General features: G+C 57.5%; 15 protein-coding genes. 12 read left to right on the forward strand and 3 right to left on the reverse strand.

Features of this window, described 5'->3' with window-relative positions; all coding sequences use genetic code 11:
* Nucleotides 1-303 precede the first annotated feature (303 nt).
* Nucleotides 304-2,397, reverse strand: a complete 2,094-nt coding sequence (locus OSH04_RS18650) for a PhoX family protein (protein WP_266109043.1) — start codon at nt 2,395-2,397, stop codon at nt 304-306.
* A 499-nt stretch (nt 2,398-2,896) separates the two neighbouring features.
* Between OSH04_RS18650 and OSH04_RS18655 the strand changes: the two genes are divergently transcribed.
* The 12 genes from OSH04_RS18655 to OSH04_RS18710 all read left to right on the forward strand — a co-directional run bounded on the left by OSH04_RS18655 (nt 2,897) and on the right by OSH04_RS18710 (nt 21,169).
* Nucleotides 2,897-4,378, forward strand: a complete 1,482-nt coding sequence (locus OSH04_RS18655) for an SrfA family protein (protein WP_266109044.1) — start codon at nt 2,897-2,899, stop codon at nt 4,376-4,378.
* 16 nt (nt 4,379-4,394) lie between these two features.
* Nucleotides 4,395-7,613 carry a virulence factor SrfB gene (locus OSH04_RS18660; protein WP_035269121.1) on the forward strand — a complete coding sequence of 1,073 codons (3,219 nt, stop codon included), beginning with the start codon at nt 4,395-4,397 and terminating at the stop codon, nt 7,611-7,613.
* 5 nt (nt 7,614-7,618) lie between these two features.
* Entirely contained in the window at nt 7,619-10,189 is a 2,571-nt protein-coding gene (locus tag OSH04_RS18665) for a virulence factor SrfC family protein (RefSeq protein WP_266109045.1), read from the forward strand.
* Nucleotides 10,186-11,232 (forward strand): hypothetical protein, encoded by a 1,047-nt coding sequence (locus OSH04_RS18670; RefSeq protein ID WP_266109046.1) that lies wholly within the window; start codon nt 10,186-10,188, stop codon nt 11,230-11,232. Before OSH04_RS18665 ends, OSH04_RS18670 begins: the two co-directional genes overlap by 4 nt.
* Nucleotides 11,229-13,223, forward strand: a complete 1,995-nt coding sequence (locus tag OSH04_RS18675) for a vWA domain-containing protein (protein WP_143241190.1) — start codon at nt 11,229-11,231, stop codon at nt 13,221-13,223. The genes OSH04_RS18670 and OSH04_RS18675 overlap by 4 nt, the downstream gene beginning before the upstream one ends.
* 1 nt (nt 13,224) lies before the next feature.
* The gene (locus OSH04_RS18680; RefSeq protein WP_083053868.1) at nt 13,225-13,938 is read left to right on the forward strand and encodes an ABC transporter ATP-binding protein; all 714 of its coding nucleotides are present in this window, start codon (nt 13,225-13,227) and stop codon (nt 13,936-13,938) included.
* Complete coding sequence (locus OSH04_RS18685; RefSeq protein WP_266109047.1) at nt 13,929-15,137, forward strand: ABC transporter permease; 1,209 nt, start codon at nt 13,929-13,931, stop codon at nt 15,135-15,137. Before OSH04_RS18680 ends, OSH04_RS18685 begins: the two co-directional genes overlap by 10 nt.
* On the forward strand, nt 15,127-16,683 hold the full coding sequence (locus tag OSH04_RS18690) for a formylglycine-generating enzyme family protein (protein WP_083053866.1): 1,557 nt from the start codon (nt 15,127-15,129) through the stop codon (nt 16,681-16,683). Before OSH04_RS18685 ends, OSH04_RS18690 begins: the two co-directional genes overlap by 11 nt.
* A gap of 47 nt (nt 16,684-16,730) precedes the next feature.
* Nucleotides 16,731-17,462 (forward strand): hypothetical protein, encoded by a 732-nt coding sequence (locus tag OSH04_RS18695; protein WP_035269133.1) that lies wholly within the window; start codon nt 16,731-16,733, stop codon nt 17,460-17,462.
* A 5-nt stretch (nt 17,463-17,467) separates the two neighbouring features.
* Entirely contained in the window at nt 17,468-17,974 is a 507-nt protein-coding gene (locus OSH04_RS18700; RefSeq protein WP_035269134.1) for a hypothetical protein, read from the forward strand.
* Nucleotides 17,975-17,980: 6 nt separating this feature from the next.
* Complete coding sequence (locus tag OSH04_RS18705; RefSeq protein ID WP_266109048.1) at nt 17,981-19,567, forward strand: vWA domain-containing protein; 1,587 nt, start codon at nt 17,981-17,983, stop codon at nt 19,565-19,567.
* A 285-nt stretch (nt 19,568-19,852) separates the two neighbouring features.
* Nucleotides 19,853-21,169: a DUF445 domain-containing protein gene (locus OSH04_RS18710; protein ID WP_083053864.1), complete on the forward strand. Its 1,317-nt coding sequence runs from the start codon at nt 19,853-19,855 to the stop codon at nt 21,167-21,169.
* Between the two features lie 164 nt (nt 21,170-21,333).
* Here the strand turns inward: OSH04_RS18710 and OSH04_RS18715 are convergent, their stop codons facing one another.
* Nucleotides 21,334-22,989: a methyl-accepting chemotaxis protein gene (locus tag OSH04_RS18715; RefSeq protein WP_021446811.1), complete on the reverse strand. Its 1,656-nt coding sequence runs from the start codon at nt 22,987-22,989 to the stop codon at nt 21,334-21,336.
* 286 nt (nt 22,990-23,275) lie between these two features.
* Complete coding sequence (locus tag OSH04_RS18720; RefSeq protein WP_266109049.1) at nt 23,276-25,006, reverse strand: methyl-accepting chemotaxis protein; 1,731 nt, start codon at nt 25,004-25,006, stop codon at nt 23,276-23,278.
* Between the last annotated feature and the right edge of the window lie 335 nt (nt 25,007-25,341).

The following is a 25,341-nucleotide window of genomic DNA, read 5'->3' on the forward strand; positions in this document are numbered from 1 at the left end:
GGGCCTGTTGAGAAAATTTTCTCTACTTTGTCTTGAAGCCTTGAATTACGCGGCTTCAAACATGACGACCCAGTGTGCCCAGCGGCCTGTTTGCTTTCGTTTTCCGACTCTGAATTCTGATTTTTCCAGTTCGCTGCCTGGAAATGGAACAGATTGCGCTGTGCCGCAGCAGACAATCCAGAGGCCTTGTTTGAATTGCGTAGTCAAAAAAAGCAGCGGGGCCATCTATTGACGGCCCCGCATTGCAAAAACTTAATAAAAAACTGGCTTGGGCGGAATCAAATAGCGAACCCGCCCTTGCGCTTACACGGCAATAGGCTTGCCATCCGCACGTTGGATGACGACGGTCGAAGAACGCGGGCGTACCGTGTTCATGCTGACTACCGTGGCGTCATGGGTGTCGTAGGCGGGCCAGTTCACGGGGTGCTGAATGTTCAGGAACAGGCTGGTGTGGTCCGGCGTCATGGAAAAGCCCGTAATTTCGGCTTCGTTCGGGCCTACAAAGAAGCGACGCAGATCGGACTGATTGCTGGCGTTGATGGCCGGGCCGGTGCCTGAGCTGTCCGCCAAGGCACCTGGAATCACGGCCAGCATCTGGTCGTTGGTGGCACGTGCAACATTGTTCTTGCGTCCGCCGTCGATGCCGTTGTCGGTCTGAATCCACAGAATGCCGCGGCTGTCGAAGCCCAGGCCGTCGGGGCTGGCCAACTGGTTCAGGTCGGTCAGGCCGGAGCGGTTGGTATCTGCGTCCGCACCCGAGTCCGAGCCGAATACGAAGATATCCCACTTGAACTTGTTCGAGCCGGGTTCGTCGTGCCAGCGGATGATGTGACCGTTGACGTTGTTCAGGCGCGGGTTCGCGGGGTTGGTGCCAGTGGACGCGTTGCGGCTGGTGTTATTGGTCAGCGTCAGGTAGATGTCGCCATTGCTGGGGTGGGTGGCCGTCCACTCGGGGCGATCCATCGGGGTGGCACCGACAAAGTCAGCGGCGCCACGGGTATTGATCAGGATTTCTTCCAAAGTTTTGAACTTGTCAGCCAAGGTGCCGCCATCCTTGCCTTTGGTAGAGCCCGTCAGTGCCAGCCATTCGCCCGAACCGTCTTCGTTGAAGCGGGCGACATACAAGGTGCCTTTGTCCAGATACTTGGCGCCCACGGCCAGGCGATCCGTGCGCTGGGCGTCTTTCGGGTCCCAGTTGGCTTCGGACACGAAGCGGTACACGTATTCAAAGCGCGAATCGTCGCCACTATAGAAAGCCAGGGGTTTGCCGGCTTCGGGCTTGCTGTAGGCACAGCCTTCGTGAGCGAAGCGACCCATGGACGTGCGTTTGGTGGCAATGCTGCTGGGGTCGTAAGGGTCGATCTCGACCAGGTAACCAAAACCGTTGACTTCGTTGCGCCAGTCCTCGGTGGCGCTGGCGCCTGTTTCGGTCACGTTAAAGCGGGCGAATTCGCCCAGGACTTCCGAAGGATCCTTGGCAGCTGTTTCCCACTGGTAGCGGCCAACGGGACCAGCCGATACGCCCACACGCTGCTGGTGAGGCGGGCGGTTGCCGGTGTTGACAAAGCAGGCTGCCCAGTTCTCTTCAGCGGTGATGTAGGTGCCCCAGGGCGTGGTGCCGTTACCGCAGTTATTGTTGGTGCCGCGCACTTGCGTGCCGTTGGGCGAGAAGGGGGTCTTGACCCAGTCCGTGCCACCCACAGGGCCAGCCAGTTTCATGGCCGTGGCCGAGGTGAAGCGGCGGTTGTAGCGCGAGTTCTGAACGATGTCCCAGCGGCCATTGGTGCGACGAATATGGATGATGGCCACGCCGTGGGCGTTGATTTCCTTGCGTACTTCTTCTGCCGGCCGCTTGCCATTGACCAAGGTTGGCCCATTGGGGTGCAGGGCTTTTTCATCAATGTATTCGTGGTTGACGGCCAGCAAGCCCTCGGTAGAGCTTCCTTCCAGGGGGAAGAAGTGCATGCCGTCATGGTGCATGCCCATGGAGTTGAGCAGGTCGTTGGAGCTGTTATTGCCGTTCTTGTCCCAGGGCAGGGCATTGTCATTGATTGGCGTACCCCATGGGGCCAGTACATGGGCAATGTAGCCGGGAGGAACGACACAGCCGTCGGTCATGGAGGTGGGCAGGGATTCAAAACCCAGTTTGACGCTTGCTGGTGGTTCCGGATCAGGGCCGGGACCGGGGTTCGGGTTCTCGCCGCCGTTATCAGTGGAATTGCCTCCTGTGCTGCTGCTATCGCAACCAGCCAGACCAAAGCTGCTCATGGTGGCCAAGGCGGCTGCCAGGCCACCGCGCATCACGGCGCGGCGAGTCATGCTTCGTTCCAGGATTTCACTAAAAGGGGTGTTCTGACTAGCGTTACGAACAGTCTTGTCGGAGATATGTTTGCTCATAGTGATAAATAGCGCCAAGGCTGAGTTGTGGGGGTAGCGCTCATGCTAGTGGCCCAAGGTGAAAGGACTATGACAACAAGCTGAATAACCGGGATGGTGGTTTTTTGGCGGCTTGTCCGTATCTGGTGAGGCTCGTTGGCAAGCGGGCAGGGTCAGGCGTCGTTTTCGCGATGCAGGTTTGGACGCCGGATCAGGCCGGAATTGGACTTTTGTTTTAATTAAAAAAATCAGTGCCTTGGCTATTTGGCCAATAACAATTTTGTTTTATGTACAGAGTCGTACATTTGTTATGTTTTTTGCCGTAACCCTGTTTGCTTATTTCTCTATCTATTTAGAACACAAGGACTAAAGCGACCTTGAGTTCTTTTTGGTGTTCAGCAATCTTTAAGGTTCAAAGCCCGTTTTTTCCCTTGTGTACGCCCTATGAATGGGCATTTCCCACAGGCTTTGATACTTCCTATTTGTTGTACTATGTTTCTTTTTTTTCTTCGGGAACTCAATGAAGCAAGGGGTTTTACTGCGCAGTGGCCGTGCCGATGCTTTCATGGCTTTAGGTGAGGGCGGCCGACCGGTATTTCGCTCCGCTTTACAGTTGCGAGAAGCCTTGCGCCGTCGGGCAGGCAACTTTGCCGACCATCTGGCAATTCCGCAAAGCAATGAAACGGGTTCCACGCTGGATTGGTACAGCCCGGTCTCCGGCCAGGTCGTGCCCTGGACTGCAGCCACCGAGCAAGAACGCGAAGAAGGCTTGAAGCAATTAAGTGCTTTTCAGGCCCGGCTGAACGAGACGGCCCCAACGATGGATGCCCAAGAGCAAGAGGCTTTGGGCGACAAGGCTCTGTTTTCCAGCTTGCTGCGCCGCGTGCTTTATTTCCCGGACGATAACTTTGTGTATCTGGTCAACGGCAAGCCCGTGTTGACCTTCTGGGGTTTTCTGCATCACGGTGCAGATCAGAATCAGGACCCCTTGCTGCCTTTGATGCCTGCGCCTAAAGTCGCGCCTGTGGTGGCTCCACCTGTGGTGCCGCCCGTCGAGCCCGTGGTGGCCCCTGTCGTGGCCCCGGTTGCTGCCAGTTGGTGGTCCCGCTGGTGGTGGCGTTTGTTGGCTTTGCTCTTGCTGCTGGCCTTGCTCTTGTTTGGTTTGCGTTGGTGCACCACGCCTGTGGTGCCCGATACCCCCTTGGGTTCCTTCACCTCCAGCGTAGGCAGCTACTTACCCGAGAAAGTCCGTAATTGGCTGGGCTGGTCCTTGCCCAAACTGGATGCTGGCGCCTTGCTACCGAATGGTCGTGTGGATGCGACAGGCCTTGCTCCCATGGGCACCGTTCCAGTGGTTCCAGGCGCTACAGGTGCTGGCACTGCTCCCGGTGTTGAAGCACCAGGGGTTGCTGCTCCGGGGGCGGATGCTCCTGCCGCGCCGGGTGCTCCGGATGCGGGGCAAGCTCCCGATACCACGCCGCCTGCACCGCCAGCCGAGCCCGGCACGGACGCCAATCCTCAGCCGCCTGAATTGCCTCAAGACCCGGCAAGCCCGCCTGCTGATCCTGCCGCGCCCCCAACACCGGATGCCAACCCAGCTGCTCCGGCCACGCCTGCTGCCCCTGCCGGTTCCTTGGTGGTGCCGCCTGATGCCTTGCAGTCCGGCAAGATGGATTTCCTGAATGGCCAATGGGCCGCCCGCATGGGTGTGCAAGACAGCCAAACCGGCAAACCCGTGCAACTGCAATATCAGTTGAAAGACGGGGCAGGCAATGTGCAGATCAAGCGGGGTGACGGTGTTCAGTGCGAAGCCCCCGTGTCGGCTTCGTCTGAGCAGGGTCGCTTGATTTTGAATGCCAATTCCGCCGCAAAGTGCACGGACAATGCCGCTTACGATATGCCCAAGATTGTGTGCGACCCCGGTGCGGCAGGTGCTGCCGCCCAATGCGCGGGCATGTACGGCTCCAATGCCTTTCCTTTGATCTTGCAGCAATCCGAATGATGAGTGCTTGAATCTTATGTTGCCTGAATTACTCAAACACGATGGCTTGGTTACCTTGATTGAAAACACCGGAGTCCAGTTCATGGACTTTGGTTTTGACATCAATGCTCCCACTGTGGGCAGCAAGAAGCTGGGCACCTTGAACCATTCTTTCTTCAGCACGAACGGCCAGAACTGGCGCTTTCTGTTTGAAGGCTTGCAGTTTGGTCAGGAGCAAACCCTGTTCCATCAGCCCGAAGGCGAGGTTGGGGTGTACCAGGGCGGTGGCCGCAATGATCAGGAATGCGATGTCTCCCTGAGCCGTACTCTGGACCTGTTCGATGGCCTGTGGCTGCCTGTGCCCTATGTGCGCTTTGTGGCGCCGCATCGCTTTGACCATGGCCCGGCCAGTTGGAGCCGCCTGCGCGTGGTGCGCCTGGAAACGCCTGATCGCGACGGCAATACGCACCGTATTACGCTTGCCTGCGATACCAGTGTGGTGGACCTGACCGAGGGCGCGGCTTACCTGGCCCCCTTGCGTGAAGATATCAATGCCGGGGCCTTGTTCCGCATTGCCTGCGACAGCGCGCATATGGACTGGTTCCTGAACCGTGACTGGGTGCAGGAATGGTTGCTGGAAGTCTATAAAGACAACGTCAATAAAACACGCAACATCGATTTTGGTGAAGATGTCAGCGCCTTGCACTCGGCACAGCTGCATTTCCTGAATTTGCTCAGCCTGTTCGCCCCACCGCATGAGTGCGTGGATGGCCGCTCCGAGGCCTGGGTGCGTCTGCCGGACATCAAGGTGCTGGCCGCTAACTGGCAAAGTGAGCAGGTCATTCCTGTGGATCTGGTGCTGGACGTGGGGAATTCGCGCACTTGCGGGATTCTGATTGAAAACCACGGTCAGGACGATTCCGGCTTGCGGCAGAACTATGTGCTGCAACTGCGGGACTTGTCTCATCCGCATCAGGTGTACAGCAAGCCTTTTGAAAGTCGCGTGGAGTTTGCGCAGACGGATTTTGGCAAGAACCACTTGTCCCTGAAAAGCGGACGTCCCACCGCCTTTTCCTGGCCCACTTTGGTGCGTGTCGGGGATGAGGCCGCACGTCTGGCTGCCCGCCGTCGCGGCACCGAGGGCACGACCGGGCTGTCCAGCCCCAAGCGTTACTTGTGGGACGAAAACGAATACAAGCACGGCTGGCGGTTCAGCCAGCAGTACGACCGCTCCGATGCAGAACCGCGTGCCCTGGCGGCACCGTTCTCCCTGCATATCGACGAGCGTGGCGAAGCCCTGTACACCCTGGACGAAGACGATCGTCTGCCGGTGTTCGAGCCTTTCTATTCGCGCAGCTCGGTCATGACCTTCATGCTGACCGAGGTGCTGGCTCAGGCGCTGTTGCAAATCAACAGCCCGGCCCAACGGGTACGCCAAGGTCACTCCAACAAACCACGTCGCTTGAGCAATATCGTTCTGACCGTACCGCCCGGCATGCCGCTGGTAGAGCGCAGCCTGCTGGCCGAGCGTTTGCGTCAGGCCATTGGTTTGCTGTGGACCAGCATGGACTGGTATCAAGGCGAAGAAGACCCTTATGGTCTGGAGCCTTCCGAGTCGGGCCGCATGCCGGAGAACCTGCTTGTGCCTCTGCCCGAGTTCCGGGTGGAGTGGGACGAAGCCACCAGCTCTCAACTGGTCTACCTGTTTACCGAAATTACTCAGAACTTTGCAGGCCATGCTGACGAGTTCTTTGACGCGGTTGCCGCTCCCTACAAGGAAGATCGGGAAACCCTGACGCTGGGCATTATTGATATTGGTGGCGGTACCACCGATATCGTGATCAGCGACTACACCTTGCGTCGCCCGGCAGGGGCGGGCGGTGGCAGCAATCTGACCATCTCGCCCAAGCAGCGTTTCCGCGATAGTTTCCGCGTGGCTGGGGATGACATCTTGCTGGACGTCATTCAGCGTTATGTGCTGCCTGCTTTTGAAGACGCCTTGAGCCATGCCGGTGTGCAAGACACGGATGTGTTCTTGTCGCGACTGTGCGGCAATGAAAAGGCCGATGCTGATAAAGCCGTTTTGCGTCAGCAACTGGCCCTGCAGGTTTTTGTACCACTGGGCCTGGAGTTCCTGAAACGCTACGAAGCCTACGATCCGCATGAAGACCCGCGCGCCGTCCAGTCCTTGCCGTGGGGCGAACTGCTGGAGTTCGAGCACTTGCAGGGCGATCAGGCCAATGCACCGCTGTCCCATGCCTCGGCAGGTTCGGCGGATGCTTTGCCACGAGTCTCCAGCAAGGTCGTTCAGTACGTTCTGGACGAGCTGCACAAACATGCCGGTCAACGCGTCGACCTGGAGTTGGCCAAGGTTGAACAGCCTTTTGATCTGGCTCATTTGCATCAAGGTCTGGTCAGCGGTTCCTTGAATATCAACGACCCCTTGCGCGCCTTCAGTGAGGTGCTGAACTACTACGATTGCGACATTGTGCTGATGGCCGGACGTCCTTCGCGTCTGCCGGGTGTCCAGGCCTATATGCGCTCGCAAATGCCGGTATCGCCAGCGCGTCTGCTGCCTTTGCACAATTACCGCACGGGTAGCTGGTATCCCTTCCATACCAATGGTCGGATCGACGATCCCAAGAGCACGGCCTCGGTAGGCGCCATGTTGTGCCTGCTTTGCTACAACATGAATATCGACCAGTTCAATTTCAAAGTATCGAATCTGCGCCCGCGTTCTACCCTGCGCCACATCGGGATTATTGACTCCAACAATCAGATCAAGGATCAGGACATCGTCTACAAGGACGTGCTCCAGATGGACCCCGATACCCGCGAGGAAATGGTGACGCTGGAGAGCGTCAGCAGCGAAGACTCGGACGGTTATCACCTCTTGATGCAGGGCAGTTACCTGCGCCTGGGTTACCGACAGCTGGATGTGGAGCGCTGGCCCGCTTCGCCCTTGTACTACCTGCACTTGAACGAAAAGGTGCGTCGTCAGATGGCCGATGCGCCCGACGACGATGGCCAACTGCCATCCATGGAAGTGACCTTGATGGTGGATAAGGCTTCCCAAGGTGGGCAAGGCCGCCGTTTGATCAGCGATCGTCTGAAGATCAAGAACTCGGCACCCCGAGACTTCAAATTGAGTGGCGTGTCCAAAGGGGCCGTCCGTATCCAGCTCAACACCATGCTGGAAGCAGGCCTGGGTGATTCTCCATATTGGCTCGATAGCGGGAGCGTAGTGCTCAAATGATGGACATGACGACCTTACAGCAGGATTTGTGCCAGGACTGGCAGAACGTATATCAAGGTGCCGGAGAGGCGATTGACTGGGTGATGCAGGCGCGCGCTTCGTCGCAACGCCTGAACGCACAGGCCGATAGCCTGGTGCTGGAACTGCGCCGTGCCCGCAATACCGCCCGCAGTCTGGGTGTGGTCTCGGGCCGCCCCATGACGATTGGTTTCTTTGGCCTGTCGCAGGCGGGCAAGTCTTATCTGATTTCCAGCCTTGCTGCGGGTGGCAATGGCCGTCTGGAAACCAATTACGGCGGTGAAACCATCGACTTCCTGCGCCACGTGAACCCGCCAGGGGGCGGTAAGGAGGCTACGGGTCTGGTAACGCGCTTTAGTCGCAATGCCACCGCAGGCCCTGATGCCTATCCCGTCGAACTGCAGATTTTCTCTGAAGTCGATATGGTGAAAATCCTGGTCAACAGTTATTTCAATGACTTTGACAAGGAGCAGATCGGCTACACCTTTGCCGCAGACCGCATCAAGGCCCTGATCGAATCGCTCAAGAGCCGTGCCGGTGCCAATGATGCTGGTTTGAGCGCCGATGACGCCGTGTCCTTGTGGGACTACGTGCGCAGCAGCTTTGGCAATACCACTCGCTTGCTGGATAGCACCTACTGGCCAGAGGTCATCAATCTGGCCCCCGCCTTGCGTCTGGAAGACCGGGCACAGTTGTTTTCCATCTTGTGGGGCGAGCAGGCTGAGCTGAGCGAACTTTATATTGGCCTGGCTAAAGTGCTGCAGGCTTTGGGCCATCCCAGCAAGGTCTACGCACCACTGACGGCGCTGATCCGTCGCGAAGGCGATGGCTTTGTACAGCAAGACAGCATCATGAACGTGGATGTGCTCGAATCGCTGGGCAGCCCCACGGAGAAAAGCCTGAGCGTCTTGCCCGTGCGTGAACAGGATGGCCAGCCCGTCGTTGCCGCCCAAGCGGTGGAAGTGCCTTTGGCTCATCTGGCGGCGTTGACGGTGGAGCTGACTTTCCCCCTGATTGGTGAAACCCAAGGCGGCGGCGTGGACAAGGTCGATCTGCTGGATTTCCCCGGTTACCGTGGTCGCCTGAATATTCGCTCCGTGCAGGATGCCGGTGCGGCGTCGGAAAGCAGCGGTGGTAACCCCGCCTCGCAACTGATTCTGCGCGGCAAGGTGGCTTATCTGTTTGAGCGCTATACCGATCAGCAGGAAATGAACGGCCTGGTCATGTGTACCGCGTCGGACAAGCAAAGCGATGTGAAAGATGTAGAGCCCGTGCTGACACGCTGGGTCCATCGCACTCAGGGTGCCACGCCGCAGGAACGCCAGAACCGTAAAGTGGGTCTGATGTGGGCCATCACCATGTTCGACAAGCGTATCGGTGCCTCCCTGATTCAGGATGACGCCCAGGTACGTGACAGCTGGGACGGTCTGATGAAGATGAGCTTCAAAGAGCGTTTCGGCCACTGCGAATGGTTGCAGCAATGGCGTCCGGATCAGCCCTTCTCCAACACCTTCCTGGTGCGCAAGCCCGGCATGCCCACACCCTTTATTGATCTGGACACCGAAAGCCGGGAGCTATCCATTACGGCATCCGTGGCCGACAAAATGGATCGCATGCGTGGCAGCTTTATTGAAAACCCGCTACTGGCGCAGCAATTAAGCGATCCGGCCGAAGCCTGGGATGCCATGCTGGCCTTGAATGATGGCGGCATGCAGCGTTTGCGTGCGTATGTGGCTCAAATCGGTGGTCTGGACTTCAAGCTGATGCGCTTGCAGGAACAGTTCCGCAGCTTGCATGACAGCCTGGTCAAGAAGTCCCTGCATTCCTGGTATAGCCAGGACGGCGATCAGCAATCGGTGGTCAAGGAAGCCCTGGCCAAACAGTTCCGGGAGGAGCTGCCTGCTTACCGCGCCATTGTGGGCGAGCTGCTGGCTGCGCTGCACCTGCCGCAAGATACCTTGCGGGATCTGTTCCTGAGCCTGGGTTCCAGCAAGTCCGAGCCGGACGAGCCGGGCGTTCTGACCCAGGAGCAGCCCTTCGAGCAGCAGTACGCCGATCTGGTGTACCGCAGCTGGGTCAGCCAACTGCGCGAGCTGCCTGCCAGTCGTACCAATCAAAACGTGTTGCGCATGCCGGTGGACTTGCTCTCCAGCCTGGTTGAAGAGCTGATTGTGGCCTCGGACCGTTGGGCCTTGCGTGACAAATTGCTGGCTGTGTTGACCAAGCGCCGCCAAAGCGGTGTGCGTCGTGAGCGTCTGGCCGATCGCCAGGTTTGCAATGTGGCCATGACGATCAGCGAGGTTGTGACCTGGTTCTACCTGAAAGGCGGCAGCGACGACTTCTTCAAGAGTCCCAAAGCCTTTGCCCAGGATGGCATGCCGGTCCTGCCGGCAGAGCCCCAGGATCACGGCGCGATTTTCTTTGAACAATGGTTGGCCGCTTTGGCCCATACCACTTTGCATAACGCCGGTTATGAAGGTGGCCGCGAACTGAGTCTGGAACAGAATCAGGCTTTGGGACGCATTCTGGAACGATTTACCGATAAGAGCGTGGCATGAAATTAAGATTTAGTTTGCAGGCTTTGGAGCCCGCGGTCCCTGGCCGCGCTCGTCTGTATGTGCGGGATCTGGATGAAGAGCTGGACCTGGGCGAGTACTCGATCGCCATTCAGCGCAGTCAGAACAGCTATTACTTGCACTCGGCCCAAAGCTGGGATGCATCCTTGCGCTGGTTGCCGCAACAAGGCTGGACCGAGCATGAAGAAGGTATTGCCGTTCTGCTGAACGCAGACATTGTGGATTCGCTGCTGGCCAATGCCAGTGATGCGTATCAAATCACTCTGGCCGATAGCAGTGGCGAAGAGCTGGGCCGCAGCCCGCTGAAGCTGGACAAGGCGATCTTGCCTTCCACGGCCGGTGGCAATGCCCAGGCCATGGAATTGACCATGCCGGCAGCTGCTGCGCCCGAGCCTCCCGCTCCGGAGCCAGTTGTTGAAACACCGCCCGTGGTTGAGGTGGTGGAACCTGTACCCGAGCCCGAGCCGGTCAAGGTAGAAGCACCTGCTCCCAAAAAGGAGACGGTTGCTCCTGTCGCGCCTCCCGCCAAAAAAGGTGGCATGGCCAAATGGATCGTCTTGCTTGTTCTTTTGTTGATTCTGGCAGGCGCAGCAGGCTACTGGTTCTACAGCCAATCCGCCAAGGACGACAGCCCGGCCGTGCCCGATGCTCCAGAGTCCAGGCCTGCGGTGGTGGAAACAGACAATTGCACCATGGACAAGTTGGCAGACCGTCCTGGCCTGCAATTTGTGCAAGAGTGCGTCAAGGAAAACAAAACCTCCGAACAATGGCTGGCCGTGATTGAAGAAGCCAAAAAGGCGGAACAGTGTGACGTGGCCCAGCGTTTGTACGTGAACAAGGCACAGTCCGGTGATGTGAAAATCGCCATGGCTTACGCCCGTGAGTACGACCCCAAAGATCACCAGGCCAGCACCTGCTTTAGCAAACCCAATCCGGCTACGGCTGCGTACTGGTACGAAACCGTCTTGCTGTCCGAGCCTGATAACGCGCAAGCCAAGGCCCGCTTCCAGGAGTTGAGTCAATGATGATGCGTCCCCTTGTTCGATTCAGTTTGCTTGGTGCTCTCCTGTTGGGCGCAAGCCAGGCACAGGCCGCGGCTCCCTTGCTGCAAGAGGGCAAGAAGACGCTGTATCAACGTGTTCTGACCACACCGTCCTGCCGCCTGTTCTCTTCGGAAACGGATCAGCAGGGCAAGCCGGTTCCTGCGTTCAGCCGCTTTTACATTTATCAGCGTACCGAGCAGGGCGGGGCAGAGCGCGTGCAAGTTGGCCCGGATAGCCAGGGAAAGACCGTAGGTTGGCTGGACAAGGCCTGCACGGTGGACTGGAAAATGCAGTTGACCCTGGCCTTCACCAATCCGGCCAACCGCGATCGCATGCTGTTTTTCAAGGATCGCGCCTTGCTGGAAAAAGTGCTGGACACGCCAGACCCGGCCACCTTGGTGGCCCCTATGCGTCAGGCTTTGCGTAAAGACTCGCAAACAGAGGGCGTATTGGCGCAAGAGCCCGAGTACTTTGTGGATGTGCAGGAACAGTTCTACCTCTTGCCCGTCTTGAGCGGCGAAGAGGTCATGACTGAAAACGGCTTTCGTACCCGTTTGCTGAATGTGGCGTCCGTCACCAAGCACACCGCAGATCAGAAAGAGCCGGAAGCCGCTAAACAAGAATCTGAGCAAACCCAGGATCAGGACGCCGCCCAACGCACGTCCCAGATCAAGGGCTTTAGTGCGGCCGTGGTCTTTGTAATTGACTCCACCATTTCCATGGACCCCTACATTGATCGCACCCGCGAGGCCGTGCGCAAGGTCTATAGCAAGGTGGAAGAGCAGGGCTTGTCCGATCAGGTCAAGTTTGGTCTGATCGCGTTTCGCTCCAATATGGAAGCCGCGCCAGGGATCGAGTATTTGACGCATGTGTATGCGGACCCCAATACCGTAACCAGTAGCGAGGACTTCTTGTCCAAAGTGTCGGACTTGAAGCAGGCCAAGGTATCCACCGTTGCTTATGACGAAGATGCCTACGCAGGCGTGCTGGAAGCGCTGGACAAGGTGAACTGGAACAATTTCGGCGCACGTTATGTGGTGCTGATTACCGATGCCGGGGCGCTGGAAGGCAATAACAAGTACTCTTCGACCGGATTGGACGCACCGCAACTGCGTATTGAAGCGGCCAAGCCCGGTGTGGCGATTTACACCCTGCATTTGAAGACACCATCGGGCAAGAACAACCATGCCAAGGCCGAAGACCAGTACCGAGAGCTGTCCACTTACGGTGGCACACAGACCTCGCTGTACTACCCGGTTAATGCCGGTGACGTGAACCAGTTCGGCAAGATGGTCGATAATCTGGCGACCGCGCTGACCGAGCAGGTCAAAGTGGCTTACCAGGGAGGGGATGCGATTGGCAGTGCGGCGCGTGCCCAGGAGACCGGCGACTCCACCACCGACCAGATGCTGACCGACGCCGAGCTGATCGGCCATGCCATGCGCCTGGCGTATTTGGGCAAAACCACGGGCACCACCGCGCCTGAAGTGTTCCATGCCTGGATCAGCGACCGTGATCTGGTGCGCCAGAACATCCCGACAACCGACGTCCGTGTCTTGCTGACCAAAGCCCAGCTAAGTGACTTGAGCGATGTGGTCAAACAGATTCTGGATGCGGCTAATGAAGGCATGATCTCGCCCACTGATATGTTCAACCGCTTGCGTTCCGCAGCAGCGGCGATGGGGGCGGACCCCAGCACCCTGAAACAGGAAAAGGGCACCAAGCTGGCCGAACTGGGCCTGATGAGCGAGTACCTGGAAGATCTGCCTTACCAAAGCGCGGTGCTGACTTTGGATGAAGATACCTGGACCAGCTGGGATGCCTTGAGCCAGGAGAAATTCATTCGCGATCTGAGCACCAAGCTGCGCCACTACGAGCGCTATAACGCCGATGCGGATCGCTGGGTGTCCTTGGCTGAAGGCGCGGATGCACGTGATGACGTTTATCCCGTGCCTTTGGAGATGATGCCCTGACATGCTCCGCATTCAGCAGCTAGAGGTCTCCCGGGGGCAAGGCTCCCACGCTTTTCGTGTGCAACTGCCCGAGCTTGCTCTGGACGCAGGGCAGATTGTGGCCGTAACCGGCGTCAGCGGTTGCGGCAAAAGCACCTTGCTGGAAACCCTGGGGCTGCTCCTGCGGCCCGCTCAGGCCCAGGTTTTCACCTTGGGTCAAGAGGCCAGGGATATCAAGGCCTTGTATGCCAGCGGGCGCGAGTCTGAATTGGCCCAATGGCGGGCCAGAAACCTGGGCTTCGTGCTGCAAAACGGTGGTCTGCTGCCGTATCTTTCGGTTTGGGAAAACATGGTTTTGCCGCGCCGCTTGCTGGGCTTGCCGATCAAGGCGGACCATCTGGATGCGGCCATTGCTACCCTGAAACTGGAGCGGCTACTGAATCTGTACCCTTCAGCCTTGTCGATTGGGGAACGACAGCGGGTGGCCTTTTCTCGCGCTATTGCACATGCTCCCGGTCTGGTGCTGGCCGATGAACCTACTGCCGCTCTGGACCCTGAAACGGCTCACAATGTGTTCCAGCTGTTTTTCAGTCTGGCCAAGGAGCTGAACTTGGCGGTCTTGTTGGTCTCGCACGATTGGGACAGTTTGAGCCAGTTCGCTATTCCGCGTTTGCAAGCCAAGCTGGAACCGGGCTTGAGCATTTTTGTTCCCGAGGTTGCCGCCCCATGTTTGTAAACGTCTTTCGTCTGGCCTGGGCCGACTTGCGTTTTGACTGGCGTATCTCGTTTTGCATGGTTGCAGCCATGGTGGCCGTAGTGGCCCCTTTGCTGCTGCTTTTTGGCCTGAAGCACGGTGTGGTCACCCAGTTGCAGCAGGAGTTGCTGCAAGATCCGCGCAATTTGGAAGTGAAGATGTTGAGTAGCGGCAGCTTTGACCAAGCCTGGCTGAACACGCTGCGTGAAATGCCCGGCGTGGGCTATGCCATTGGCATGACGCGCTCCTTGAATACCCAGGCAGATCTGCGCCTGGACCGACGCCGCTTTCTGGAAAATGTAGAAGTACTGGCCAGCGCGCAGGGCGATCCCTTGTTGCAAACTCAGGCCCGTAACTTGTCTCCCAATGAAATCATCCTGACTCAGGAAGCCGCCCGTCGCTTGAATTGGACAGCGGGCGAGTCCGTACATTTGCGCCTGAGCCGCCGTCTGGATGGACAATTGGAGCAGGGCAATAAAGCCATGACCGTGGTGGATGTGCTGGCGGAACACCGCTATTCGCGTCCCGCCGTGTTCGTGGCTCCTGAAACCTTGCTGGCCCTGGAATACGCCCGCGATGGTTTTCAAATCCCCGATTTTTCCCTGCTGACTGGCAAGCCTTTGGCTGCCGATATGCCCGTGCTCTACGCCCGCGCCCGTGTCTATGCCAGCACGATTGATCAGGTTGGCGAGGTGGCACACGGACTGGAGCAGCAAGGCATTCCGGTCGCCAGCCGTTACGCCGATATTGAAAACGTGCGTGTTATCAACCGAGTACTTAGCCTGATTTTTGGTGTGATCGCTCTGACAGCCATTGTGGGCTGCGCCGCCTCCTTGGGTGGGGCCTTTTTGGCGAACGTGGATCGCAAGCGCAAAGATCTGGCGGTCCTGCGTTTGCTGGGTATTGATAGCGGTGGCGTCATCCGCTACGTGCTGATTCAGGCCATTTTGCTAAGCCTGATCGCCTATGCCTTGGGACTGGGCCTGTATGGCCTGGGCAGCACCTTATTCAATCAACTACTGGTGGGAGATGGCCTGCAGACGGACTTTGTGTGTCGCATTACCGTAGCCCATGCCCTGTACGCCTTATTGATGGTGGCAGGGTTGGCGTGTGTGGTGGCGGCGATCGGAGCCTGGCGGGCCGTTCGTGTTCAACCTGCGGAGAGTTTGCGTGAAATTTAAACCTTTGTTCAGTGCAGCCAGCTTGCTGCTGGGTTTCAGCGCTGTGGCGCAGGCAGCGCCCTGGGACGAGAAGTACTACAACCCCAAGCCAGCCGAAGGGGATGTGGTTCTGCCCATGCCTTGCGAAGGCGCCATGGTATTTCGTCGCGTGGCCGTGCCCGTGGCTGGACCTTTAGACGATATGCGAGTGGTGGTAGGACAGGAAGCCGAGGAATGGGGCTATATCGAACACAAGCGCCCCGAGTTCATTGCAGGCAGCTTTACCGATAGCAAGGCGGGATCGTCGCGCTACTACTTGATGGCCAAGTACGAACTGAACAAGTTGCAGTACCAGGCCTTGACCGAGGCCACTTGCCCTACGCCCAAGAACAACTTGGTGGTGCCGCAGACCGACATCAGCTGGATGGATGCGGTGCATTTCTCCGATCTGTACAACCAGTGGTTGCGCGAGAACGCCGCCGACAAGCTGCCCAAAGAGGATGGTTTGGCCGGTTTTGTACGTCTGCCTACCGAAATTGAATGGGAATATGCCGCCCGCGGCGGCTCAGCCCTGTCCTCGGCCGAGTTCCGTGATGTGCGTTACCCCATGCCTGAAGGCATGAATGACTACGAGTGGTATGCCGGTGCCCAGTCCTCCAATGGGGCGGTTCAGTTGATGGGACGGCTCAAGCCCAACCCGCTGGGCCTGCATGACATGCTGGGCAATGTAGACGAGATCATTCTGGAGTCTTTCCGCCTGAACAAGCTGGATCGTCAGCACGGACAGGCCGGTGGCTTTGTGGTGCGTGGCGGCAATTTCCTGTCCAAGCCCGAAGCACTGCGTTCTTCGGCTCGTAAAGAGCTGGCGTACTACGGACCTAAAGGACCAACAAAAGCCAAAACAACCGGCATGCGTCTGGCCCTGGTGTCGATTGCCCTGACTTCGCGCGAGCGTGTGCAGGCGATTGAAAAGAGCTGGCAAGCCCTGGGCACCGAGCAAGGCACGGTGAATCCGAATGAGCCAGCCGAAGAGTCCGCGGTGCAGCGCCTGGGCTCCTTGGCCAGTACGCTGGAAGACGACAAGCTCAAAGCCCAGTTGAAGCAGTTGGAAGGGGATTTGCGAGCGGCCAATCTGCGTCAGGAAGAGATGCGTGACCAAGCCATTCGCGCCAACCTGGAGCTGGGCTCTTTCCTGTGCACCAAGCTGAAGGACGACGTGCTGTTCGTGGAATTGCTGCACCGAAATTACGATGCCTTGTGTGAAGCCGATACAGACGACAAGCAATGTGCCAGCCGTAAGGTGAAGTTGGACGAACAGGAAGATCGTGTCGCCAAATTGGCCCGCTATTATGCGAGCAATTTGATTGACGCCTCGTCCTTGTATGGCCTGAATTTGCTGGAAAAACAGGTGCCGGTAGAGCGCCAGATGATGGAACAAAACAAGAGCCTCAGTGCCCTGAAACCCTACCTGGAAGTGCATTGGAAAAATCAGAAGGACTATCTGAAAACAGATGCCATTGATATCAATGCCTGGAAAAACAGTTGTAAATCCGTGCCCAACTCGTAAATCACGAGTCAATAAAAATAGACGTACTTCAATTGGAAGAGGAAGTTATGCAACACGTGCGCCGTTTTACCCCTAGAACTTTGCTGGGCAGCCTGATGCTGGGCGTGGCCTTGCTTTCGGGTTGTGCCAGTACTGGCAGTAGTTTGCTGGGCGGTACCCAGGCCGATGACCGTCTGACCAGTGGTCAGGATGCGAAATTCTTTAGCCGCTCGGGCTTTCAGGCGTGTGCTGGTGCTGCGGCAGTGGGTGTGCTGGCTTGCATGTTGTCCAACTCCAGCAATAAAGCGGCTTGCGCGATTATTGCGGGTGTGGCCGCTTGCGGTGTCGCCATGGGGACCAACTACTATCTGGACCAGCGTCGCACGGAATACGCCAATACCTCGGATCGTCTGGCCGCCATGCAGCGCGACGTAGAAGCCGATACGGCCAATATCATTGAGCGTACCAATACGGCTCAACAAGTGATTGCTGACGACAAGCGGCAGATTGCTGAAATCGAAAAGCACATGAAAGAAAAAACGATGGAGAAAAAACAGGCCGAGAAGCAATTGGCCCGTATCGATAAAAATATCGAAGTGCTCAATCGTGATCTGAAAAACATGAACGAAAAGGTCAGCCTGTACCGCGACGTGGCCGATGCTGAACGCAAGGACGGGGGCAAGAAGTCCGAAGTCCAGCGTCTGGATCGTCAAATTGATCAGATGAATGTGAAAGTGGCCGTGCTGCAGAAAGAAGTAGACGACCTGTATTCCATGCGTTCCGCCGTTACTTTGGGTTAAGGATTATGCGAGTATTTCTGCGTTGGACCCCTTTGGCAGCCAGCCTGTTGCTGGCCGGTTGTGCCACCACCATGAGCGAATGCGATCCTTCTGATCAGGACGCCGGCTTTTTTACCAAAATCAGTTGCGACACCTCGGGTGCGTATCGCCAGCATATTGATGCGCGCGAACAAAGCTTGCTGAGCGCGCAGGAAGCCAATGCGCTGTTCCATCAGGTTTACAAGGATATTCAGACCCAGCAAAGCCTGAGCAAGGCCAGTCTGGCCCAGCAGCGTCAGGCCCAAACGGCCCTGAACCGCTCCATGGGGCAACTGGTTCGCAGTTTGCAGGCCAGCAAAGGCAAGGAAGCCGGTTTGCAAAACCAGCTCAAGGACCTGGATAAAGGCCTGAAAGACGTGAACCGTTCTACCGAAGACAATAGTCCGGCCGCGATCGCCCAAAAGCAGCAGCAATTGCAGAAGCTGCAAAAAGACGTCAGCCGCCTGCAGTCCAGTTTGGGATACGACGAGTAAAAGCCTATGCAGCGCGTCATTCTTGATTCGGTTGGACCATCCTCGGCATATCAGCAGCATCAGCATGCGCTCAATGTACTGAAACGCCAGGACGAACCCTTAACGCATCTGTTTTCCACCTATCAGGCTGATGGTTCCGACACCACCGCCTGGTGGACGGGCATGCAGGGCCAGGCCGTGCCCAAAAGTAGCTTGTCTGCGGCACAGCAACAGGCTCTGGATGCGCGTTACCAGCAATCGCTGGACCGGATCGAGGTCCTGAGCCGCCAGCTGCAAGAGCAGGGGGCGACGCAGGACGCGCAAGCGCTGCAAGCTTTGCTGAAAGACGTGTCGGCCAAAGGCGCGGTTTACAGCGTAGGCGGCAAGCCTTTGCTGCTCATGAGCGAGAACCCGGCGCTGTCGCCCGAGCCCTTGTTCGAGTCCTATCAGAAGCGGGTGGCGCCTCCATTGCCTGTGCCACCTGTGGTGCCTGCGGCAGCAGCCGTGGGGGCAGGGGCTGCTGCGACGACGGTGGCCACCTCCAAAGGTCGTCCGTGGCTGTGGTTCTTGCTGGCTGCTTTGCTGGCTTTGTTGCTGGCGCTGTTCTTGTCCTGGTGGTTCAAGTGGCCCCCAGGTTGGTGGGATAAGGATGTGGTTCCGGTAGAGCCACCCGCTGTGGTCAAGCCTGATCCCGTAGTGGAAGAGCCTGTTGTGCCTCCTGCTCCACCGCCAGAAGAGCCGGTGACGCCTGTTCCCGAACCGGAGCCCGAACCAGTCAAAATAGAGCCTGCGCCCGAGCCCGTGGTGGAAGAGCCGCCTGCGCCGCCTCCTGCACCGGAGCCACCGCCCAAGCCCGAGCCACCACCCAAACCTAAGCCTGAACCCAAACCGGGTCCCAAGGTGTCGTCTGATCCTAACTTTGTGTGTGCTCAGGACGAAAAGGGGGAGGTACTCAAGCCCGAGGTCTACATCATTTTTGATTCCTCCATGTCCATGTTGCTAAGCGTCAATGCCAAGATTCAGGACGAGGAGTGGTTCTTCAGCCAGGATCTGGACGATATGGGCTCCTGGAGTGATTACGCTACCCAACGTGCTCGAACCTTGTTTCAGGGCACCTCGCGTATCGATGCGGCACGCAGTGCTTTCTCCAGTATGGTGGACAGTTTGCCGGCCGGGCAGGATCTGCACTTGGTGACCTTTGCGCAGCAGTGTGCAGCACCCAATTACCAGGGCCGCTTTACGACCGCACAGCGTGGACGCTTAAAGAGCTTGATCCAGAATATCGAGGCCAAGGACAGTACCAACCTGGTGCAGTCCCTGAATCTGGCGGCCAGCCGGGTCGATGGGGTGAACCGGGATGCCTTGATCGTCTTGTTTGTGGATGGCAATGACGGTTGCGATCAGGATATTTGTGCCGTGTCGCGCAGCATTGCGCGTGCCAAGCCACGTTTGCGTATCAATGTGGTGGATATCACCGGCCAGGGGCTGTCGGCCTGCGCGGCAACGGCAACCGGGGGAGTCACACTGGCTCCCAAGCAGTCTGGTCAGATTGCCAAAGCCCTGCGTGATGCCACAACGGACTTTGTGAAGCGCGCCGAACAGGCCTGCAAGTAAAGACTGTTTGACTTTGGGTCTTGATCAGCCTGGGTTCGCCCAGGCTGATTCGTTTCTGGACAGGCAGAAAAAGACAGGGTCACAATAAGGGCCTGGTGACTATGTGTGAACCTGCCAAGAGGGCTGAGGTCTGGCTCTGTCCGTGTTGACCGTCAGTGATGCCTAGCTTGTGATGAGATTTCTGTGGCAGAACGGGAGGTCTGAGGCTTGGAATTGTTTTCCCCGAGACTTGGCTCCGCACTATTCAATACCGCTTTTGCGCTGAACTACGCATAGACTGTGGAAATGTCTACATCGTCCTCTCGCCCTGACTCGCCCGAACGCCGCCTGCGTCGCATGAAGCGCAGCGCATTGGCTTTGCTGGCGCTGACTATCTGCCTGTTCCTGCTAAGCCACGCCATGATGCGGCAGGGGGCGGCGGCTCCTATCGCTGGATTCTGGCCCTGGCTGCGTGCCTTTAGCGAGGCCGCCACCGTCGGTGCGCTGGCAGACTGGTTTGCCGTCGTGGCCTTGTTCCGCCACCCGCTGGGCCTGCCGTTTCCACATACTGCGATTATTCCCAACAAGAAAAACAGCCTGGGTGAAAGCCTGGGCGTCTTTGTACGCGACCACTTTCTGGACTCCGCCATGTTGCTGGAAAAGCTGCGCAGCCTGGACCCGGCAGCGCGTTTGGGGCAGTGGCTGTCGCAACCTGAACAAAGCGAACGTGTCAGCCGTGCCTTGCAAACCGCCATGGGCGAGGCTCTGCGCTTGCTGGACGAGCGCAGCGTTAAACAAGCACTGACCGATGGCGTACGCGGTTACTTGATGCGGGTGGACATGGCCGGTTCCAGCTCCCAGATTCTGGGCTTGTTGACGCGCAATGCCCGACACCAGCGCCTGCTGGACGAAGTCTTGCAGCAATTGGGTGGCTATTTGTCCAACGAGGCAGTCAAACAGCGTGTGGCTGATGTATTGGTGCGCTACGCTCAGCGGGAGTGGCCCAAGCTGCTGGCCATGGTCGGGGTAGTGACCTCGGTAGACGAGTTGTCGGGCAAGATGGCCGACCGTCTGGCGCGGGCTCTGGTGGATGAAGTGCAAACCATTTTGAGCGAGCCCGAGCACCCCTTGCGCAAGGATTACGAGCAATGGGTACACGACTATATTCAGCGCCTGGGTCAGGACCCGGACTTGATGGAGCAGGTAGAGGCGATCAAGCAGCGCTTTTTGCACCATAAAGATGTGGGTGAGTACATTGATGGCGTCTGGACGGACGTCATGCGTGTTGTACGCAATGATCTGGCCAAAGAGGATTCGTCTGTGGCGGCCCATCTGCGTCAGGTGGCGCAGGATTTGGGGACACGCTTGAATACGGATGCGACGCTGCGTGAAACCTTGAATGAACACATGCTGTCCGCAGCAGCGGGCCTGGCCGAGCAACTACGTGAAGGGGCCAAAGACCATATCTCGCGCACCGTTCGTCAATGGGATGACAGGCAACTGGTGCGCGAGCTGGAACTGACCGTAGGCACGGATCTGCAATACATACGCTTTAATGGCACGGTGGTGGGCGGTTTGGTTGGCGTAGGCCTGCACGCGATTCTGTTACTGGGTTTGGTCTAAAAAGAGCCTGCCAGATCAGCGTCCTGTCAGCGCCTTGGCCGTGCTTGGAAAACTGGGCAGAGCATTTCTGACCCGAGTGGGCTGAATCCGCTGCCTTATCGAGGCAGGAGTAGGAAGGGGCGGGGCAGCGAGACGCTCAGCGCTTTGCCCCCACGGCTTTCTTATCAGGCAACTTTCAGCAAGGGAACCGGCTCCTGGGTGGCATTCGGGTCGGGGGCGTAGGTAGAACGGCCAGTCGACCCCGTATTCAGAAGCTGGATGGACAGTTTCAGCTCTTGTGCCTGACGGCTGAGCTCATGCACTGTCACTCCCAAATTTCGAGCCAGATCGGCGTTGTCATTGGTATCGCTGTCCATGGTGGAGACAGCGTCGTTAATCTGCGCCAAACCGCTGGCTTGCTCATTGGAGGCCGTGGAGATTTCGCTGATCAGATGCGTCACATCGGAGACGGACTGCATGATTTCATCCATGGTAGAACCGGCCCGTTTGGCATGATGGGCGCCGGTTGCCATGCGCTTCAAGGAGTCTTCCACCAGGTTCTTGATTTCCCCGGCGGCCTGCGCACTTTTCTGCGCCAGACTGCGTACTTCACCGGCCACGACCGCAAACCCTTTGCCGGCCTCGCCCGCACGGGCGGATTCCACGGCGGCGTTCAGTGCCAGAATATTCGTCTGAAACGCCAGCCCTTCAATAATCGACACAATATCGCCAATGCGCTCGGAGCTATTGTGGATGTCCTGCATGGTGCTGACCATGTCCTGCACCACTTCGCCCCCACGCCTTGCGGTAGACAGGCTCTGGTCGGCCAGTTGATTGGCCAGCCTGGCATTGTCCGCTGTCTGCTGCACATTCATGGTCAGCTGCTCCATATTCGCGGCCGTGCGCTGCAAGGAGCCGGATTGGGCGGCGGTACGGTGGGATAACTGGCGGTTGCCGTCCTCAATTTGTGTGGACACATCCAGCGAGGCCTGTATGCCCTGATGCACATCGCGGGCAAGGCTCAGCAGGCTCTTGCGCATCATGTCCATATAGAAATACAGCTGTGCAATTTCCTGGCTACGGGTGTGTTGCGGGTTCAGGTCGATCAGCAGATTGCCCGTCGCAATTTGTTGAGCAATATGGGTGGCACTGTGCAGGGGCTGCATCATGCGCTGGGTCACGATCCAGCCGTAGGCCAAGGTGGCCAGACTGAGCACCCCTAGCGAGGCCAGCCCGGCGGTCAGATAGGTGCCGGATGCACCACTGCCCAATAGCAAACCGACGCTCAAGGTTACCAGGCTGCCCGTCAGAATCCCGAAGCGTAGCAAGCTGGCGCGCAGGCTGCGGTTCAAGGGTTGGAGCAGGGTATTCAGGGCAGAGCGCCAACCTCTGGCTTGCAACTGGCCTTCATGCAGACGAAAGCCGCGCAACCCTTGCTGCTGGATGGAGTGGTACAAATATTCTGCTTCCTTGATCTCTTTGGGCTGGGCGCGTACCCGTACCGAGGCATAGCCATTGACGCGGCCATTTTCTATTAAAGGAATGACGCGGGCCTTCACCCAGTAAAAGCCGCCGTCTTTGCGGCGGTTCTTGATCAGCCCCGACCAGGATCGTTGTTGCTTGAGGGTCTGCCATAAATCCTGAAAAATCACGGCCGGCATGTGGGGGTGACGCACGATATTGTGGGGCGCCCCGATCAGCTCATCATGGCTGTAGCCGCTAACCTCGATAAAGACCGGATTGGCGTAGATGATGCGCCCCTTCAGGTCTGTTTTGGAGATTAAATAGGTTTTTTCGGGTACCTGTGTTTCATGAGACGTAATGGCTTGGTTTTCACGCATGATCTGGCCCTGTTAAAGACGTAGGCGGAAAAGGACAGATCATTATGTTGCATATTGACTCAATTTTGTTACCTGGTATTTGTATTAGAGTCTAAATGTGTCAATGTAATGACAAACAAAATCCAGGGTTTCAGAGCAAGGTTCCCGTGGTCTACTTCCTTGATTTTATTATTAATTATTATTTTCAAGTATTCCGGGTATCAAAACCGATCCCGGAATTATTGTTTTGTCTAGCTGTCAGTTTTATCAGGATCAGCAGAGCCGCTGCCGATCCTGATTTTATGGTTTAGCGGCGAATCGCTTCCAGGCGGGCATTCGCTGTTTTGGCACTTTGAGCCTGAAAGGGCTGCGTGTTCTGGTAGGACAGTACCTGCATGGTGGGAGCCTTGCTCAACTGAGCCAAAGCAGGAGCACTTTGGTTGGAATCGACAGAGCCGGTATTCAAGGCCTTGATGGCATCGGCCAGCTCGGAGGCTTCGGAGGCCAGGTCGCTCATGGTGTTGCCCAGATCCTGTACCAGGGCGGCATTCTGCTGGGTGACCACATCCATCTTGGCCATCGCTTCGTTGATCTGATCCAGACCGCTGGCCTGCTCGATCGACGCGGTGGAGATCTCGCCAATAATATCCGTGACACGTTTTACCGAGTCCACGACCTCACCCATGGTGGCGCCCGCGCGGGCAGCTTGTTCGGCACCCACGGCCATACGGCTTACCGAGGCATCAATCAGGTTCTTGATCTCGCCAGCAGCTTGGGAACTCTTCTGGGCCAGACTGCGCACTTCACCGGCCACCACCGCAAAACCACGGCCAGCCTCACCGGCGCGGGCCGATTCCACTGCCGCGTTCAGCGCCAGAATATTGGTCTGGAAGGCAATGCCTTCAATGACGGTGACGATATCGCCAATGCGGCGCGAGCTGTCGTGAATGCCTTGCATGGTCTGCACCACTTCATTGACCACTTCGCCGCCACGCTGAGCAATCTGCATACTTGCATCGGCCAACTGGCTGGCCTGATTGGCGTTATCGGCGTTCTGACGCACGGTTACCGTCAGCTCTTCCATACTGGCGGCGGTTTCCTGCAAGGACGCGGCCTGATCTTCGGTGCGCGATGCCAGATTGGTATTGTTGACTTCCAGAATGCGGGCCGCATGGATAGAGGCATCAATCCCGGTGCGAGCATCACTGGCAATTCCCACCAGACTCTTGCGCATCAAATCCAGACAGAAGTAGAGCTGGCCAATTTCCGAATTGCTTTCGCTGGAGTTGATGTCAATATCCAGCTGCAAGTTGCCGGTGGCAATTTGCTGGGCGATCAGGGAGGCCTGGTCCAGAGGGCGGATCACACGCTGGGCAATCAGCCAGCCGTAACCCATCATCACGGCACTGGCCAGGCACAAACCACCAGTCAGCCACAAACCCGAGCCTTGAGGTACGCCACCTGTCAGGGCGAAGTACAGGGCGGTGCCGGTCGTGGCCAAAGCCAGGGCACCCATACGGAACAGGCTGGCACGCAAGGAATTGCTGAAAGGGCGGCGCAACTGACTCAAGGCCTTGCGCCAGCCGGTAGGCACAGCACGGCCTTCATGCAGGCGCACACCTTTGGCGCGGCCTTCATTAATGGCGGCGTACAGGCTTTCGGCCTCGTCGATCTGTTCCTGGCTGGGTTTTACGCGCACCGAAGCATAGCCAGCGACGGTGCCATTTTCGTAAATAGGCACCGCCATGGCGTACACCCAGTAAAAACCACCGTCTTTGCGGCGATTCTTTACCACGCCCATCCAGGGGCGTTTATTTTGCAAGGTGTCCCAGAAGTCCTGGAAGGCCTCGGGCGGCATGTCGGGGTGACGGACCAGGTTATGGGCCTTGCCAACCAGCTCCTCACGGGTGAAGCCACTGATCGCAATAAAGGCTGCGTTCGCGTAGGTGATCCGACCTTTCAGGTCAGTTTTTGAAATAAGGTACTGATCGGCCCGGACGCGAACCTCGTCCTGGGTAATGGGGAAATTCTTACGCATTCATCATCCTGGAGGAGAACAACAAAGGGGACGCGGGGGGCCGTCAAGCCCGCATGGGCCATGCAAAAACGGGGCATAGGCTTCTGTCTGTCCGTGATCGACCTGAATTGTCAGAAACCTTCTATTTTTGCGAATGGCGGAGCAGAACAAAGCGTGAAACTGTTGTCTGATCCGGCCTCTGACTGAGCGCTTGCTTGTCATTTATGGCAAACACATACAGTTCGAACGCTTAACGGCAGGCAGGCGAATTTCTTTAGGCTTAGATGTTCATGGGTCATAATTTGATCATCTGAAAATAAGGTACCCACTGTATTTTCGGATAGCGCCCCTGCCGC

Origin of the sequence: Alcaligenes nematophilus, from assembly GCF_026344155.1 — a bacterium.
In the GTDB taxonomy this organism is placed as follows: Bacteria; Pseudomonadota; Gammaproteobacteria; order Burkholderiales; family Burkholderiaceae_B; genus Alcaligenes; species Alcaligenes phenolicus.